A 15,284-nucleotide genomic window follows, 5' to 3' on the forward strand; every position below is an offset into this window, starting at 1 on the left:
TAGCCATGACACAGGATTACGACGGCATCGGTTCCATCGATGACCTGCACCAGGCTGCGCGCGAGGCGGCCGGGTACGAAAACTTCGGCAGCGAAAGCTATCTCGAAGGACTTCGAGTTCTCCTCGAGTCGTTCCAGAACGAGGCCGACCTCACTCCTCACGGCAAGGTGATCGCTCGCAAGATGATCGTCGGAGCGCTCGCGGGTCGCCTGACCAGTGAGGCCGGATTCGCGAAATATCCAGAGCACGTAGATGTTCCGATCGAACGCCCGATCTTCGTGGTCGGGTTGACCCGCACCGGCAGCACCGCGCTGCACCGCTTGCTCGGTGCCGACCCAGCGCATCAGGGCGCCGAGATGTGGCTCGCCGAGACGCCGCAGCCGCGCCCCGAGCGCGACACGTGGTCGGAGAACGAAGATTACGTTCGCTCCGACGCCTTCTACCGTGCTCGCCAGCGTAACGAGGCAGACCTGATGAAGGTTCATTTCATGGGGGCGGAGGAGGTCGAGGAATGCTGGCGGCTGCTGCAGCAGACGATGCTCTCGACCGCGTTCGAGACGGTGGCGTACGTGCCGAGTTACACCCGGTGGCTGGCGGAGCAGGACTGGACCGAAACATATGCGCGGCACAAGAAGAACCTGCAGTTGATCGGGCTGCACGACCAGGACAGACGGTGGGTGCTCAAAAGCCCGAGCCATGTCTTCGCGATCGACGAGATCATGTCGGTCTATCCGGATGCACTGTTCGTTCGGACCTTCCGGGACCCGTTGACATCGATGGCGTCCACCTTCAGCCTCGTAGAGCAGGGCGGACACGACATGTCGAGGGCCTTCGATCGTCCGGCCATCGGGCGCACGCAACTGGAGTTGTGGGCGCGAGGGAATGCGAACTTCAACAATGCCCGTAGCCGTTACAACCCCGATCAGTTCATCGACGTCGACTACAAGGACTTCATCGCCGATGCGGTCGGCACCGTCGAGAAGATCTATGCACAGTTCGCCCTGCCCTTCACAGACGACGCCCGCGCCGCGGTGGAGGCGTCGCATCAGGCCAGCCTTGCCGAGCACCGTCGTCCGTCGCATCGCTATTCGCTCGAGGATTTCGGCGTGAGCGCTGCCGACGTCGAAGCGAAGTTCGCCACCACACCCTGAAGCCCTCCGGCCCTGTGCGCCTTTTTGGTAGTGCCGACTACCAAAAAGGCGCACAGGGCGAAGCCCTAACCGAAACAAGGAGATTCACATGAATGCTGTTTGGGAAAAGTTCTGCGCAGATCTGCTCGAGGTCGGAAAGGTCCTGGAAGACGAGATCGTCCCTCAGGATCCGCTGACTCAAGCCGAGGGCGTCCGCTACCTGAGTCGGTTGCTTCGGTACGGCACGATCAACTGTGTCGAGTACACCGATCCGCGGTGGCCGCAGTTCTCGTCGGCTCCGAACCCGAACATGATGACGAAGATCGGTGCCGACAACCCGGACAACGTCTACATGCGCGCCAACATCTCCGGTAAGTACAACTACCGGATCATCGGCACCCGAGGCACCGTCCCGCTGATCACCTTCGGCTCGCGCGTAAATCGGTACCACATCGACGGCACCATGCTGCAGACCGGCGATCTGCATATCCACGACCTCGAGGTCGACGAGAACGGCCGTTTCGAGTTCATCGCGAGCGTCGACAAGCCCGATGAGGGCGCTTGGCTGCCTTTGGCGCCCGACAGCAACCTCATCTCCGTTCGGCAAACTCACCAGGATCGGCGCAACGAGGTCATCGGTGATCTGACCATCGAATGCCTGAACCCGGACGGGGAGTTCGTCCCGTTGACTCCGGAAGAGATCGGCGAGCGCCTCACCAAGTCCGTCGGGATCGTGAAGGGGATGGCGGAGACCTTCCTGGAATGGTCGCGCAAATTCCAGCCGCACACCAACGAGATCTTCGACTGGGGACAGGACTACTTCCAGGACGCCGGCGGCGATCCGACGATCTTCTACTTCCACGGTTACTGGAAGCTCGCCGAAGACGAGGCGTGGGTCATCGAGACCGAGGTTCCGAACTGCGAGTACTTCAACTTCGTGCTGCAGAACTTCTGGGTCGAGTCCCTCGACTACAACCGCACGAACATCTACATCAACAATCACACCGCGAAGCTCAACGACGACGGCACCATGACAATCGTCGTGGCGGCGAAGGATCCGGGTTATGGCAACTGGATCGACACCGATTCGCATGCCGAGGGGACATGGGCGCTGCGCTGGATCAAGGCGGACTCGCACCCGATCCCGACGTCGAAGGTAGTCAAGATCTGACACGCTGACGGAGATTGGGAACGTATGTACACCAGGAAGATTAGGTTCGGCCCTCGCTTTGTCGCGCTCGGGCTTGCCGGTGCATTGATGTTGGCCGGCTGCGCGTCGAGCAGTGGGGACAACTCGGGATCGGCTTCACCGAGCAGTAGTGGCGCAGCTGGTTTTGTGGGCGCCCCAGATGTGGGGGAGCGGATCGACGGCGGTGTTCTCACCTTCGGGTCCTATTCGTTCCCTTCCTCGTTGGACCCCACGAGAACGCAAGCCGCCGGTTCGACCGGCGGAACCGAAATGGCCGCGATTTACGACACGCTGGTACGCAGCGACTCCACAAACGGGAGCTTCGTGCCACAACTCGCGAAGACACTGTCGAACAACAGCGACTTCACCTCGTACACCGTCACTTTGGCTGACGGCCTCACCTTCAGCGACGGAAGTCCGCTCGACGCGGAAGCGGTGAAGTGGAGTATCGATCGATTCGTGGCAGGCAAGGGTGATGTATCGCAGACCTGGCTCAACATCGTGGATCGGATCGAGACGCCCGACGCCACCACAGTCGAATTCGTGCTCGAGCGGCCCTGGCGTCAATTCCCGGCGCTGTTGTCGCTCGGGCCCGGAATGATCGTTGCGCGAAGTTCAGGGGGAGAGGCAGGGTCGGTTTCAGGAACCGGGGAGAGAGCGTTCACACCGATCGGGGCGGGTCCGTTCACCTTGGCCAAGTTCGCCCCGCACGAAGAACTGGTACTCGCCGCACGCACGGATTATCAGGGCGGTAAACCTCCACTGGACACAGTGCGGTTTGTTCCCACGTCGGGTGCGCAGTCTCAGTACGAATCGTTGAAGAGCGGCCAGATCGACATGACGTACATCCTCCGCGACGAGGCCGTGATCGAACAAGCTCTCGACGACGGATACTCGGGTTACCTCAGTCCGACCGGACAGAACGGGATTGGCACGATCAACAACCGTGAGGGCAAGCCCGGGGCCGATGTTCGCGTCCGTCAGGCGATCGCCTACGGGGTGGATCCGGCGGCGGTCAATACCCGGGCGAACAACGGATTGGGCACCGCCAGTTCCGAACTGGTCCCGCAGACGTCACGTTGGTACAACAACACAGCAGGCATTCCGTTCGATCAGGTGAAGGCAAAGGCGCTGCTCGATCAAGCGAAGTCCGACGGGTACGACGGGAAACTCCGCTACCTCACCACCTCGGAGCCGAGCCAACAGGCGACGGCACTGACGGTTCAGGCGTCGCTGAACGCGATCGGTTTCGACGTCACCATCGACTACGCGACCGATGTGACCGATCTGGTTCGACGGGTATACAAGGACCACGATTTCGACATGACCAGAGGTGGCGCTCCGGTCGGAGAAGAAGCGCCGTACCTCAATTTGTACAACAGTATGGCCAGTGATTCGAAGAACAACCCGTCCGGCTTCGCGGACCCGGAGATGGACGCGATGATCACAGCTGTGCAGACGGCATCGACGGACGATGCTGTCCGTGAGGCGATCAGCAAGGTGCAGGAGTACGCCAACGCGACTGTGCCTTACGTGATCTGGGGGCCGGCGTCGGTGTTGACCGCATGGGACGGCAATGTTCACGGCGTCGTACGCAACATCACCGACATCATGTTCTTGGGCGGCGCTTGGATCTCGCCCAACGGCGAAACGGTGGAACGATGAAGTGGTCCTTGGCCGGTGCGATGATCGACGCCCTGGAACTGTGCGAGTTGGCGCAGGTCGCCGAAGAGGTGGGGTTCGACGGAATCGCGATGCCGGATTCCGTGTTCTATCCGGAGCAGGTGTCGGCGCCGTACCCGTACACTGCTGACGGGAAGCGGATGTGGGCGCCCGAGACGCCGATGCCTGATCCGTTCATTGCCATGGCGGCGATGGCGGCCGTCACATCGCGAATTCAGTTCTACACCAACGTGTTCAAACTTCCACTGCGCGATCCGCTGTTGGTAGCCAAGCAGGTCGCGACCATGGCCGTGATGTCGCGAAACCGCGTCGCTCTCGGCGTCGGTTTGTCCTGGATTCCCGAGGAATTCACCTTCACCGGTACCGAGATGCGCACCCGCGGCGCGCGTACCGACGAAGCCATCGAGATCATCAAGGCGGTGTGTGCGGGACGTGGGCCGGAATGGGTCGAATACCACGGCAAGCACTACGATTTCGACGCTCTGATGATCAGTCCTGCTCCGGAGATTCCGGTTCCGATCTACATCGGTGGGCACAGCGAACCGGGGTTGCGTCGTGCAGCCAGGCTGGCTGACGGTTGGATGTCGGTGAACACGACCAAAGCCGAATTAGCCTGCGCCATCGATCGTCTCACGGAATTGCGGGTCGAGTACGGTCGTGCCGATGTTCCTTTCGGCGTCAACGTCTCGCCGACGGATGTTCGTGATCTGGACGGATATCGCGAACTCGAGACTCTCGGAGTCACGGAAATCAGAGTTTTGCCCTGGTATCACTACGGAGTTGACGCCGGTGATCGTCAGGGACGACTCGACTCCGTTCGGCGGTTTGCCGAGGAGGTCATCGCTCAGTACTGATCGATCAGCGTCTGCATCGCCCGGCCGTAGAGTTTTGCCAACTCGTCGCGATCTGCGGACTGGGGGATACTTTCGTCGCTGAGGACGCTCAACAGCCCGGACACCTGGGCGGAGACCAGGAGTGCGCGGGTGTACGCGTCTTCGCCGTCTAGACGAGCGGCGAGATTGGTGGCGAATACTCCGGTCATGTCTCGGAGTCGCTCCCGGATGCGTGGACTGTCCGATGCTCGCATGAGCGCTGTGTACACCGACAGCATCCGGGCGTCGGCCTTGCCCAGGACGAAGGCGGCGATTCGCTCACCGAGGGTGTCGAGTGGGCCGTCGAACTGGCCTTCGAAGTAGTCCGCAACCGGCGTGGTTTCCAGGAACAGTGCTTCTTTGGACCCGAAATGCCGGATGACCAGGGCCGGATCGATTCCGGCAACTTTGGCGATGGCGCGAACTGACGTGCCGCCGAACCCGTGCTCGCCGAACAGTTGGAACGCCGCCGCGCGAATCGCCTCGGATGTCGAGGGTTGCTCCTGCTCTGGCGTGTGCCTCGTGGGTGTCACGACATCGACCTCTGTGCTCGCTCGCCGACCGCGTTGTCAACGGCGTTGACTATAACGTGTCAACGGTGTTGACTGTTGAGTCTGTCAACGGTGTTGACAGCTAGATGCGGTTAGTGAAGAGAGCGTGGAATATGACAGATACCGACGTCCGAGTACCCAGCGAAGAAGTTGTCGATCCGCCGACCAATTGGAAGATGGTGGGCAGTGGACTCGCATTTCCGTTGTTCTTCGTCATCATGTTCTGCCTGTGCTACGTCAGCGCCTTCCATTCGCCGACGCCGAATCAGGCACCGATCGTGGTGGTCGGGTCGCCGTCCGTCACGGCCCCGCTGATCGACGGAATCCAGGCTTCGTCGGGTGACAAGTTCGACATCGTTGCCACAGCCAACGCCGCCGACGCACTCTCTCGGATCGACAACCGCGATGCGATCGGCGCCATCGAGATCGGTGACGCCGTGACCGCACATATCGCCACCGGCGCGGGCGCCTCGACGGTTTCCGTGGTGAGCAGCTTGGCGCATTCGGTTGCGGAGCAGACGGGGCAGCAGGTCACGGTGATCGACTCGGCGCCTGTCACGGCGCGCGACTCCTCGACTGTCGGACTCTTCTACTTCCTGATCGTCTGCACCCTCGGTGGCTACCTGACCATCACGGTGCTCAGTCAGGTTGCGCCGAGAATGCGGTTGCGAGAGCAGTATTCGATCCTGGCCGGTGCGGCGATACTCACCCCGCTCATAGCCTTCGGCATCACCAGCATCTTCATGCACGCCTTCGGGGCGTCATTCGGCCAGATCCTGCAACTGCTGGGAATCTCGATGGTTTACACGTTCACCGTCGGTGCGGTGAGCATTCTGCTCAATCGACTGCTCGGCCAAGCCGCGATCTTCGCGGTGCTGACGGTGCTCGTTTTCATCAACTTCCCGAGTTCGGGTGGTGCCATTCCGGTGTCGTTCCTGCCGGGATTTTGGCAGCACATCCATTCGTTCTGGCTCGGATCGGCAGCCATGGAGCCCATCCGCTCCGTCATCTACTTCAGTGGCAACGGCGCCGGACCGCACCTGCTCGTTCTGGGGATCTGGCTGGTCGCGGCACTCGGCCTGACCGGACTGCTCGCCTCTCGCCAGTCGAAAAAGGCAGCAGCGCACTGAGTGTGGTGGGGCCGGCGATTGCCGACCCCACCCGAACCCTTTACTTCAGCCGTACCGCGTCGGTGCCCGGTCCGTCGAGCATCGCGGACCCTAGCAGGATGTCCGGAATGCCGAACCCGTCGATCAGTGTCTCGACGTGGGGGCGCAGGGTGCGGCAACGCTCGTTGATTCCGCGCGTCACGGCCTTCGAACGCTCCACCGACAGATGCCGGTGCTCCATGAACCAGGCCTTGTCCTCTTCGATCACGGACAGTGCGTAGAGATCGCACACCTCGCCGAAGAGTTCCTTCGCGGTCTCGTCCTCACACGAGTCGATGCCGGCGACGAATGCTTCCAAGATGACGCGCTCGATGTGCGCCTGAGCGGCTTTGAGTACGTGGTCCTGCACGAAGTTGAACGCGTCGAACGGGTTCTCCTCGCGCTTCTGCGCTGCCTGCAATCGCCTTGCCGCAGTGGCGAGTAGGTACTCTTCGCGGTCTTCGAACATCTTCATCTGGGTGCCGCGATTGAAGAGGCTGCCGTCCTCTTCGTTGTCCTGGCGAGTGTCGACGATCGTCTGCAGGATCTGCTGCGCTGCCGTGCGTTTCTTGACCACGTCGGAGACCGTCGTAGCGGCGAAGCGCATCCAGTCGACAGGGCTCATGCCGCGGACTTCGTCGGCGTAGGAGGTGAGGAGTTCTTTTGCGACCAACTGCGTCAGAACGTGGTTGTCACCCTCGAACGTGGTGAAGACGTCGGTGTCCGCCTTGAGTGCGGTGAGGCGGTTCTCGGCGAGATAGCCTGCGCCGCCGCAGGCTTCGCGTGCCTCCTGGATGGCCCGAGTGGCATGCCAGGTGTTGGCGGCCTTGAGTCCGGCGGCGCGACCTTCGAGTTCGCGCTGCTCCTGCGGATCCGGGTCGTCGCTGCTCTGGATGTCGTGCATCGCGGCGACGAGTTCGTTCTGTGCGAACTGCAGAGCGTACGAGCGGGCGATCAACGGCAGCAGGCGCTTCTGGTGGACGAGGTAGTCCATGATCAGGACTTCGTCGTCACTCTTCGGAGCACTGAACTGCCTGCGCTGCAGGGCGTATCGACCGGCGATGGCCAATCCGACGCGGGCGGCCGCTGCCGCGGAACCACCGACGGTGACACGTCCACGAACCAGTGTGCCGACCATCGTGAAGAAACGACGGTTCGGGTTCTCGATCGCCGAGCTGTACGTGCCGTCCTCGGCGACGTCGGCGTAACGGTTGAGTAGATTCTCACGCGGGATGCGGACCTGGTCGAAGACGATGCGGCCGTTGTCGACTCCGGGCAGTCCACCCTTGAGCCCGCAGTCGGACGTCGTGACGCCGGGGAGGTCGTTGCCGGCGTCGTCACGAATCGGCACGACAAAGCAGTGGACGCCCTGACTTTCGCCTCCGGTGATCAGCTGTGCGAACACCGCTGCGACGGTGGCGTGCTGGGCAGCGCCGCCGATGTAGTCCTTGCGAGAGGACGGAGTGGGGGAGTTGACGACGAACTCGCCCGTTTCGACGTCGTAGGTCGCCGTGGTTTCGAGTTCCTGGACGTCGCTGCCGTGACCGGTCTCGGTCATCGCAAAGCAACCGAGCAGGTCCAGATCGATCAGCGGCTTGACGTACGCCTGGTGGTGACGCTCGGTGCCGAGGTTTTCGATGGCGCCGCCGAACAGACCCCACTGGACGCCGGCCTTGACCATCAGTGAGAGGTCGGACATCGCGAGCATCTCGATGCTGGTGACGGCGCCACCCGCGTCGCCCGTTCCGCCGTGAGAGACCGCGAAACCGTTTGCGGCGTACCCGAGATCGGCGAGGACCCGCATCTGTTCGAGAGCCTTGGAGCGCGCAATGGCGGTGTTGGGTGTGTAGTGCGGAGCAAAACGTTCGTCGTTCAATTCGCCGCGAACGCGCTCACGCACCTCCCGCCAGCGTCCGTCGAGTGTTGTCCTGAGGTGGTCCGCTGTGGTGGCCATGGAACCGACGATAGCGCGTAGCGCACCGCGGGCAACCCGGTTCGATCCCAACCTCACATTCAGCAGGAGCCCGCGGCACCCGCTTCGATTCCTTGGCGGAAGAGTTCCTTCTCGCTCTCGGACATAGCCTGGTACGAAGGGTCGTTCTCGACGATCTTCAGGAAGTCGGCGCCCGCCGTCTGGGTCGACGTGTCGCCGCTCTGAACACGCTGCTGAACGTAGACGGACACCGCCGAACACCCGCCGAGAAACGCGGGGTCGGTGCTCGTCGCCGCGGTGGTTCGAGCCGAGTCGGTGGCACTCGGCGGCGACGAAACTGTCGCCTTGTCGTCGTTCGAAGCGTCCGAACCACACGATGTGAGAAGAATCGCAGCCGAGACCATCAGCGTCGTCAACAGTCGCTTCATGCCCGGAATCGTCTCACGCGGGGCCCGGTTCGACCGGAAAACTCGCCTCGAGCACCGAAGTCCTACACCCTGTCGTTGTCAGATTCGACAGAACTGGGACACTGGAAGCCGTGACTGTGTCTTCCGGTGATCCCGACGTGCATGCAACGAACTCCGCTCGGCTCTTCGAACGTGCCGGCAACGTGATTCCGGGTGGCGTCAACTCGCCCGTCCGCGCGTTCGGTTCGGTCGGCGGAACACCGCGATTCATTCGCGAAGCATCCGGCTACACCCTCACCGATGTCGACGGAAACAACTACGTCGACCTGGTGTCGTCCTGGGGTCCGATGATTCTCGGGCACGCTCACCCGGCAGTCGTCGAAGCCGTTCGCGAAGCAGCCCTCGGAGGTCTCTCCTTCGGTGCGCCGACCGAAGGCGAAGTTGCCCTCGCCGAGGAAATCGTCGCCCGCGTCGCGCCCGTGGAAAAGGTTCGCCTGGTCAACTCCGGAACCGAAGCCACGATGAGCGCAGTCCGCCTCGCCCGCGGATTCACCGGGCGGACCAAGATCGTCAAGTTCTCCGGTTGCTACCACGGCCACGTCGACGCCCTTCTCGCCGACGCCGGATCCGGCCTCGCGACGTTCGGGCTGCCGACCTCTCCCGGCGTGACCGGCGCTCAAGCAGAAGACACCATCGTCGTGCGCTACAACGATCTCGACGCGGTGGCCGCGGCGTTCGAGGCCAATCCCGGGGCCATCGCGTGTGTCATCACCGAAGCTGCCGCCGGAAACATGGGCGCCGTCGCACCGCTTCCCGGTTTCAACGAGGGTCTGCGTCGTCTCACCCGTGAGCACGGCGCACTCCTGATCATGGACGAGGTGATGACCGGATTCCGCGTCAGTGCCTCGGGTTGGTACGGCATCGACAACGTCGCAGGCGACCTCTACACCTTCGGCAAGGTCATGAGCGGCGGCCTGCCCGCCGCAGCATTCGGCGGCCGCGCCGACATCATGGGCCACCTCGCACCGGACGGTCCCGTCTACCAGGCAGGCACCCTCTCGGGTAACCCCGTAGCCGTCGCCGCCGGACTCGCGAGCCTGCGCGCCGCCGACGCCGAGGTGTACGCCAAGCTCGGCCGGAACGCGACCGCCCTCGGCGACCTCATGACCCAAGCACTCACCGCCGAAGGCGTCGAACACCGAGTGCAGTACGCAGGCACCTTGGTGAGCGTGTTCTTCACCGAGAACACGGTGACCAACTACGACGAAGCCAAAGCCGCGCAGACCTGGCGATTCCCCGCCTTCTTCCACGCACTGCTCTCCCGCGGCGTGTACCCGCCGCCGAGCGCGTTCGAAGCGTGGTTCGTCTCCGCAGCACTCGACGATCGAGCCTTCTCGATCATCGCCGACGCCATGCCTCACGCAGCCAAGGCCGCAGCTGCTGCCGTCAAGCCCTGACCAGTTCCCATTCCAGAACACCCGCACGCTTCCGACATCCATCATCTTCAGCGAGGACCCTCGACTGTGACCGACGCCGATCACCCCGACCACACGTCCACCCGCACCATCGTCCACGTCCTGCGCCACGGCGAAGTACACAACCCGCGCGGGATCCTCTACGGACGGCTCCCGGGCTTCCGGTTGTCGGTGGCGGGCGAAGCTCAGGCTCGTGCGGTCGCGTCGGTGCTCGCCGATCACGACATCACCCACGTGGTCGCGTCGCCGCTGCAGCGGGCGCAAGAGACCGCGACTCCGATCGCCGAGGCACACAAGCTCGACATCGTCACGGACGAAAACCTGATCGAGGCAGGCAACGAGTTCGAGGGTCTCAAGGTTGCCGTCGGGGACGGTGCGCTCTCGCGTCCGCGTCACTGGTGGAAACTGCGTGACCCGTTCACCCCGTCCTGGGGCGAGCCCTACCTGCAGATCGCGCATCGCATGCTCGCAGCCGTCAATGCCGCACGCGTCGCGGCAGTCGGACACGAAGCCGTCGTCGTCAGCCATCAGCTTCCGGTCTGGACTCTGCGTCGATTCCTGCAGGGTGAGCGTCTGTGGCACGATCCCCGTCACCGTCAGTGTGGACTGGCGTCGTTGACGTCACTGGTCTACGAAGGCGACACCCTGGTCGACATCGTCTACTCCGAACCTGCCGGCGCCTCCGACCCGAGAGTGACAGGAGCATGATTTCGCGCCGCATCGCCGCAGCATTCGCAGCCGCTGCGTCGGCGATGCTTCTTCTCTCGTCCTGCGCGACCGGCGACGACGCCGTCGCACAGGGCGGAACTTTCGACTTCGTCTCACCGGGCGGACAAACCAAGATCTTCTACGATCCGCCGTCCGACCGAGGCACCATCGGCAAGCTCTCCGGGCCCGATCTGATGAACGAAGGTCAGAAGGTCGGTGTCGAGGACTTCGAGGGCAAGGTCGTCGTCCTCAACGTCTGGGGTCAGTGGTGCGGACCGTGCCGCGCCGAAGCCGACGACCTGGAACAGGTCTACGAGCAGACCAAGGATTCGGGCGTGCAGTTCCTCGGCATCAACGTCCGCGACGACACCAAGAACAAAGCGCAGGACTTCGTGGTCGACAACAAGGTCTCGTACCCGTCGATCTACGACCCGTCGATGCGTTCGCTGATCGCCCTCGGTGACGGCTACCCCACGTCGGTCATTCCGACGACGATCGTCCTGGACCGCCAGCATCGCGTCGCCGCGGTGTTCCTCCAAGAACTTCTCGCCGAGGATTTGCTGCCCGTCGTCCAGCGAGTAGCTCAGGAAGACGCGCAGTAAAGATGACAACCACGACCACTACGCTGCTGGCCGGCAGCGACACATTGAGTGCCGGTGTGGGCGAAGCGTTTCAGAACGCGGCGTCGTCCGGTCCGCTTCTGCTCGCCCTCGGCGCCTGTGTGCTCGCCGGTCTGGTGTCGTTCGCTTCACCGTGCGTCGTGCCGCTCGTTCCCGGCTACCTGTCCTACCTGGCCGGCGTCGTCGGTGCCGACGCTCCCGCGATCACCGCCGAAGAGGCGAAGACGCGGACGATCACCCGGAGCAGTCGACTGAGGGTGGCCGGTGCGGCCGGACTGTTCGTCGCGGGCTTCACCGTTGTGTTCGTCCTCGCGACCGCGTCGGTATTCGGCGTGATCTCCACGCTGCTCGTCAACCGCGAGGTCCTGATGCGAGTGGGCGGTGTCGTCACCATCGCAATGGGTCTCGTCTTCATCGGGCTGATTCCGGCGCTGCAGAAGGACGTTCGTTTCGAACCGCGTCGCGTGTCGTCACTGGTGGGTGCGCCGCTGCTCGGGGGAGTGTTCGCTCTGGGCTGGACGCCGTGCCTCGGTCCGACATTGGCAGGCGTGATGTCCGTAGCGGCGGGAACCGACGGGATGACCGCCGCGCGTGGTGTCACGTTGATCGTCGCGTACTGCATCGGACTCGGCCTGCCGTTCATCATCTTGGCGCTGGGATCGGCGCGCGCGCTGACCGGCGTCGGCTGGTTGCGTCGTAATGCACGCACCATTCAAATTTTCGGCGGAATCATGTTGGTGGCAGTGGGAATCGCCCTCGTCACCGGCGCGTGGGACCAGTTCGTCGGCTGGGTTCGCGACGCATTTATCTCGGAGGTGACGCTGCCGATATGACAGCTGACGACAATAACGACCACCCGAAACCCGTGCTGCCGAAGCAGTCGGTGATCGGTCGAGTCGTTGCACTCGGGCGCAACACCTGGCGCGGGCTCACCTCGATGCGGACCGCGCTGGTACTGCTGTTCCTCCTCGCGCTCGCTGCGATCCCCGGCGCCCTGCTGCCACAGCGAACCCTCAACGAGGGCAAGGTCACCGACTACATCGCCGCGCGTCCGACGCTCGGTCCGTGGATGGACCGCCTCGAATTGTTCGACGTGTTCAGCAGTTTCTGGTTCACCGCGATCTACGCACTGCTCTTCATCTCGCTGGTCGGCTGCATCCTGCCGCGTTGCGTGGAGCACGCGAAGGCGCTGCGCACCCGTCCGGTGAATGCGCCGCGCAATCTTGCTCGCCTGCCGCACCACACCAAGAGCGTCGTGGACGGCGAGACTCCCGACGAACTTGCTGCCCGGGTGTCGAAAGAACTGCGCGGGTGGCGCGTCGAAACGCGTCGCGGCGATTCGAAATCACGACGCGAAGGCGAGATCACCATCTCGGCGGAGAAGGGATACCTCCGCGAGTTCGGCAACCTCGTGTTCCACCTCTCGCTGGTCGGATTGTTGATCGCGATCGCCGCGGGCAAGTTGTTCGGCTACGAGGGCAATCGCATCGTCATCGCCAACGACGGCCCCGGGTTCTGCACGACCTCGCCGGCAGTGTTCGACTCCTTCGTCGCCGGTCTGAGCCTCGACGGCACCGGCATGACCCCGCTGTGTGTACGTGTGAAGAATTTCCAGGCCGACTACCTCGAGACCGGTCAGGCCGAGATGTTCACCTCGGACATCTCGTACCAGGCAGGCGACGACCTCGAGTCCGATACCTGGCGGGACACGACCATCCAGGTGAACCACCCGCTGCGGATCGCCGGCGATCGTGTGTACCTGCAGGGACACGGATATGCGCCGACGTTCACCGTCACGTTCCCGAACGGTGAGACCCGCACCGAGACGCTCCAGTGGCGTCCGGACGACGCCACGACGTTCCTGAGCAGTGGCGCGATGCGCTTCGACCCGCCGGGCGGCATGTATCCCGATGCGGACGAGCGTCGGAAGAATCAGATTGCCATCGAAGGATTGTTCGCGCCCACCGCGCTGTTCCACGGCAACCTGCTGTCGTCGAGTTACCCGGCGATGAACGATCCGGCAGTCGCCATCGACATCTACAAGGGCGACACCGGACTCGATACCGGTAACCCGCAATCGCTGTTCGAACTCAACACCGAACTGATCAATCAGGGCCGACTGGTCAAGCAGGATCGAGTCAATCTGTTTCCGGGGGAGAGCGCGACGCTTGCCGACGGAACCCAGGTGCGATTCGATGGTGCCGTCGACTTCGTGAACCTGCAGGTCTCCCACGATCCCGCTCAGGTGTGGGTGTTGGTTTCGGCGTTGACCATGATGGCGGGCCTACTCGTCTCGCTCGTGATCAAGCGTCGCCGCGTCTGGGCACGTATCTATCCAGATGACGAACGACGTACTGTAGTAGAACTTGGTGGGCTTGCCCGCACCGACCACGCAGGCTGGGGCGACGAGTTCGACCGCCTCGCCGACCGCTTGCTGAAAAGCAATCCGACCACCGCGGTGAACCAACCGCACGCGCAGGAGAACGCCCGATGACAACGAACGAGACACTCGCGCAGTACAGCGACTGGGCCTTCAAGTCCGCCTTCACCGTGCTCGTGCTGGCGTTTGTGCTGCTCATCGTGCAGTACGCGTCGGCCAGAGCAAAGGCGGTTCAGGACAAGGAACTGGTCTCCGCCGGCGGTGTCGACGCATCCGTGCCTGGCAGGGTCGCGGAGACTCCGAGCAAGTCGCTCTCGGAACGATTCGGCGGAATGGGCCGAGCTGTCCTGGTCGTCGGAACGGTGCTGATCATCGCGTCGATCGTGCTCCGCGGATTTGCGACGGAACGATTCCCGCTCGGCAACATGTACGAATTCGTGGCGATGGCGTGTGCGGCGTCGTTGCTGGTCGGGCACGTCCTGTTGATCAAGCCGGCGTACCGTCCGATGTGGGTCTTCTTGCTGGTGCCGGTTCTGATCTTGATGTTCCTCGCCGGCACGGTCCTTTACGCCGACGCGGCTCCCGTGGTTCCGGCGCTGCGCTCGTACTGGCTTCCGATTCACGTGACGATCGTCAGCGTCGGTTCCGGAATCTTCATGATCGGCGGTATCGCGAGCCTTCTGTTCCTGCTGCGACTGAAGTTCCCGCCCGGTGACGAAGGCACGAGCATCGGTGGCCGGATCGCAGAGCGACTGCCGGATGCCCAGACTCTCGACCGCTTGGCGTACAAGAGCACGATCATCGCGTTTCCGCTGTTCGGCGCCGGCGTCATCCTCGGTGCCATCTGGGCGGAAGCTGCGTGGGGACGCTTCTGGGGTTGGGATCCGAAGGAGACGATGTCCTTCATCGCCTGGGTGATCTACGCGGCCTACCTGCATGCGAGGGCAACGTCCGGGTGGCGCGAGACGAAGGCCGCCTGGATCAACATCGCCGGTTTTGTTGCGATGCTGTTCAATCTCTTCATCATCAACATGGTCGTCTCCGGCTTGCACTCCTACGCGGGACTCACCTGATCCTCTCGAGGTACCGTGGGTGGCTGCCGACCGGTCTGTAGGTATTACCGGTAGGTACGTCAGGGGCGGGCAACAGTTACGATGCAGCTTGGCGAATTACTAGCTGTCTGGTAGC

The 15,284-nt window shown here is 63.0% G+C and carries 14 protein-coding genes; 11 read left to right on the forward strand and 3 right to left on the reverse strand.

What is annotated here, in order from left to right:
* The first annotated feature begins 5 nt into the window (after window positions 1-5).
* From M0639_RS08205 to M0639_RS08220, 4 genes are all read left to right on the forward strand, one after another.
* The gene (locus M0639_RS08205) at window positions 6-1,151 is read left to right on the forward strand and encodes a sulfotransferase family protein (RefSeq protein ID WP_047268892.1); all 1,146 of its coding nucleotides are present in this window, start codon (window positions 6-8) and stop codon (window positions 1,149-1,151) included.
* Window positions 1,152-1,239: 88 nt separating this feature from the next.
* Window positions 1,240-2,301, forward strand: a complete 1,062-nt coding sequence (locus M0639_RS08210; protein ID WP_003941882.1) for a DUF1214 domain-containing protein — start codon at window positions 1,240-1,242, stop codon at window positions 2,299-2,301.
* A 24-nt stretch (window positions 2,302-2,325) separates the two neighbouring features.
* Entirely contained in the window at window positions 2,326-3,984 is a 1,659-nt protein-coding gene (locus M0639_RS08215) for an ABC transporter substrate-binding protein (RefSeq protein ID WP_064074194.1), read from the forward strand.
* The gene (locus M0639_RS08220) at window positions 3,981-4,856 is read left to right on the forward strand and encodes a TIGR03619 family F420-dependent LLM class oxidoreductase (RefSeq protein WP_064074193.1); all 876 of its coding nucleotides are present in this window, start codon (window positions 3,981-3,983) and stop codon (window positions 4,854-4,856) included. Before M0639_RS08215 ends, M0639_RS08220 begins: the two co-directional genes overlap by 4 nt.
* On the opposite strand, the gene M0639_RS08225 is transcribed toward M0639_RS08220, so the two are convergent.
* Entirely contained in the window at window positions 4,847-5,407 is a 561-nt protein-coding gene (locus tag M0639_RS08225) for a TetR/AcrR family transcriptional regulator (RefSeq protein WP_003941925.1), read from the reverse strand. The genes M0639_RS08220 and M0639_RS08225 overlap by 10 nt on opposite strands.
* 131 nt (window positions 5,408-5,538) lie before the next feature.
* Here M0639_RS08225 and M0639_RS08230 point away from each other — a divergent pair, with 131 nt between their 5' ends.
* A complete protein-coding gene (locus M0639_RS08230; RefSeq protein WP_007735285.1) occupies window positions 5,539-6,555 on the forward strand; it encodes an ABC transporter permease in 1,017 nt (338 codons plus the stop codon).
* Between the two features lie 40 nt (window positions 6,556-6,595).
* On the opposite strand, the gene M0639_RS08235 is transcribed toward M0639_RS08230, so the two are convergent.
* Together M0639_RS08235 and M0639_RS08240 are read right to left on the reverse strand one after the other, a co-directional pair.
* The gene (locus M0639_RS08235) at window positions 6,596-8,527 is read right to left on the reverse strand and encodes an acyl-CoA dehydrogenase family protein (protein ID WP_024487810.1); all 1,932 of its coding nucleotides are present in this window, start codon (window positions 8,525-8,527) and stop codon (window positions 6,596-6,598) included.
* 59 nt (window positions 8,528-8,586) lie between these two features.
* On the reverse strand, window positions 8,587-8,934 hold the full coding sequence (locus tag M0639_RS08240) for a hypothetical protein (RefSeq protein WP_007735283.1): 348 nt from the start codon (window positions 8,932-8,934) through the stop codon (window positions 8,587-8,589).
* Between the two features lie 110 nt (window positions 8,935-9,044).
* Here M0639_RS08240 and hemL point away from each other — a divergent pair, with 110 nt between their 5' ends.
* From hemL to ccsB, 6 genes are all read left to right on the forward strand, one after another.
* The gene (gene hemL / locus M0639_RS08245; RefSeq protein WP_064074192.1) at window positions 9,045-10,370 is read left to right on the forward strand and encodes a glutamate-1-semialdehyde 2,1-aminomutase; all 1,326 of its coding nucleotides are present in this window, start codon (window positions 9,045-9,047) and stop codon (window positions 10,368-10,370) included.
* Between the two features lie 66 nt (window positions 10,371-10,436).
* Window positions 10,437-11,096: a histidine phosphatase family protein gene (locus M0639_RS08250; protein WP_003941868.1), complete on the forward strand. Its 660-nt coding sequence runs from the start codon at window positions 10,437-10,439 to the stop codon at window positions 11,094-11,096.
* The gene (locus tag M0639_RS08255; RefSeq protein ID WP_007735280.1) at window positions 11,093-11,698 is read left to right on the forward strand and encodes a TlpA disulfide reductase family protein; all 606 of its coding nucleotides are present in this window, start codon (window positions 11,093-11,095) and stop codon (window positions 11,696-11,698) included. Before M0639_RS08250 ends, M0639_RS08255 begins: the two co-directional genes overlap by 4 nt.
* Window positions 11,699-11,700: 2 nt before the next feature.
* Entirely contained in the window at window positions 11,701-12,549 is an 849-nt protein-coding gene (locus M0639_RS08260) for a cytochrome c biogenesis CcdA family protein (RefSeq protein ID WP_007735278.1), read from the forward strand.
* Window positions 12,546-14,210: a cytochrome c biogenesis protein ResB gene (resB, locus tag M0639_RS08265; RefSeq protein WP_003942064.1), complete on the forward strand. Its 1,665-nt coding sequence runs from the start codon at window positions 12,546-12,548 to the stop codon at window positions 14,208-14,210. The genes M0639_RS08260 and resB overlap by 4 nt, the downstream gene beginning before the upstream one ends.
* On the forward strand, window positions 14,207-15,169 hold the full coding sequence (gene ccsB / locus M0639_RS08270) for a c-type cytochrome biogenesis protein CcsB (protein ID WP_003941951.1): 963 nt from the start codon (window positions 14,207-14,209) through the stop codon (window positions 15,167-15,169). Before resB ends, ccsB begins: the two co-directional genes overlap by 4 nt.
* Window positions 15,170-15,284: the final 115 nt, after the last annotated feature.

The sequence above is a fragment of the Rhodococcus qingshengii JCM 15477 genome, assembly GCF_023221595.1.
Lineage (GTDB): Bacteria > Actinomycetota > Actinomycetes > Mycobacteriales > Mycobacteriaceae > Rhodococcus_F > Rhodococcus_F qingshengii.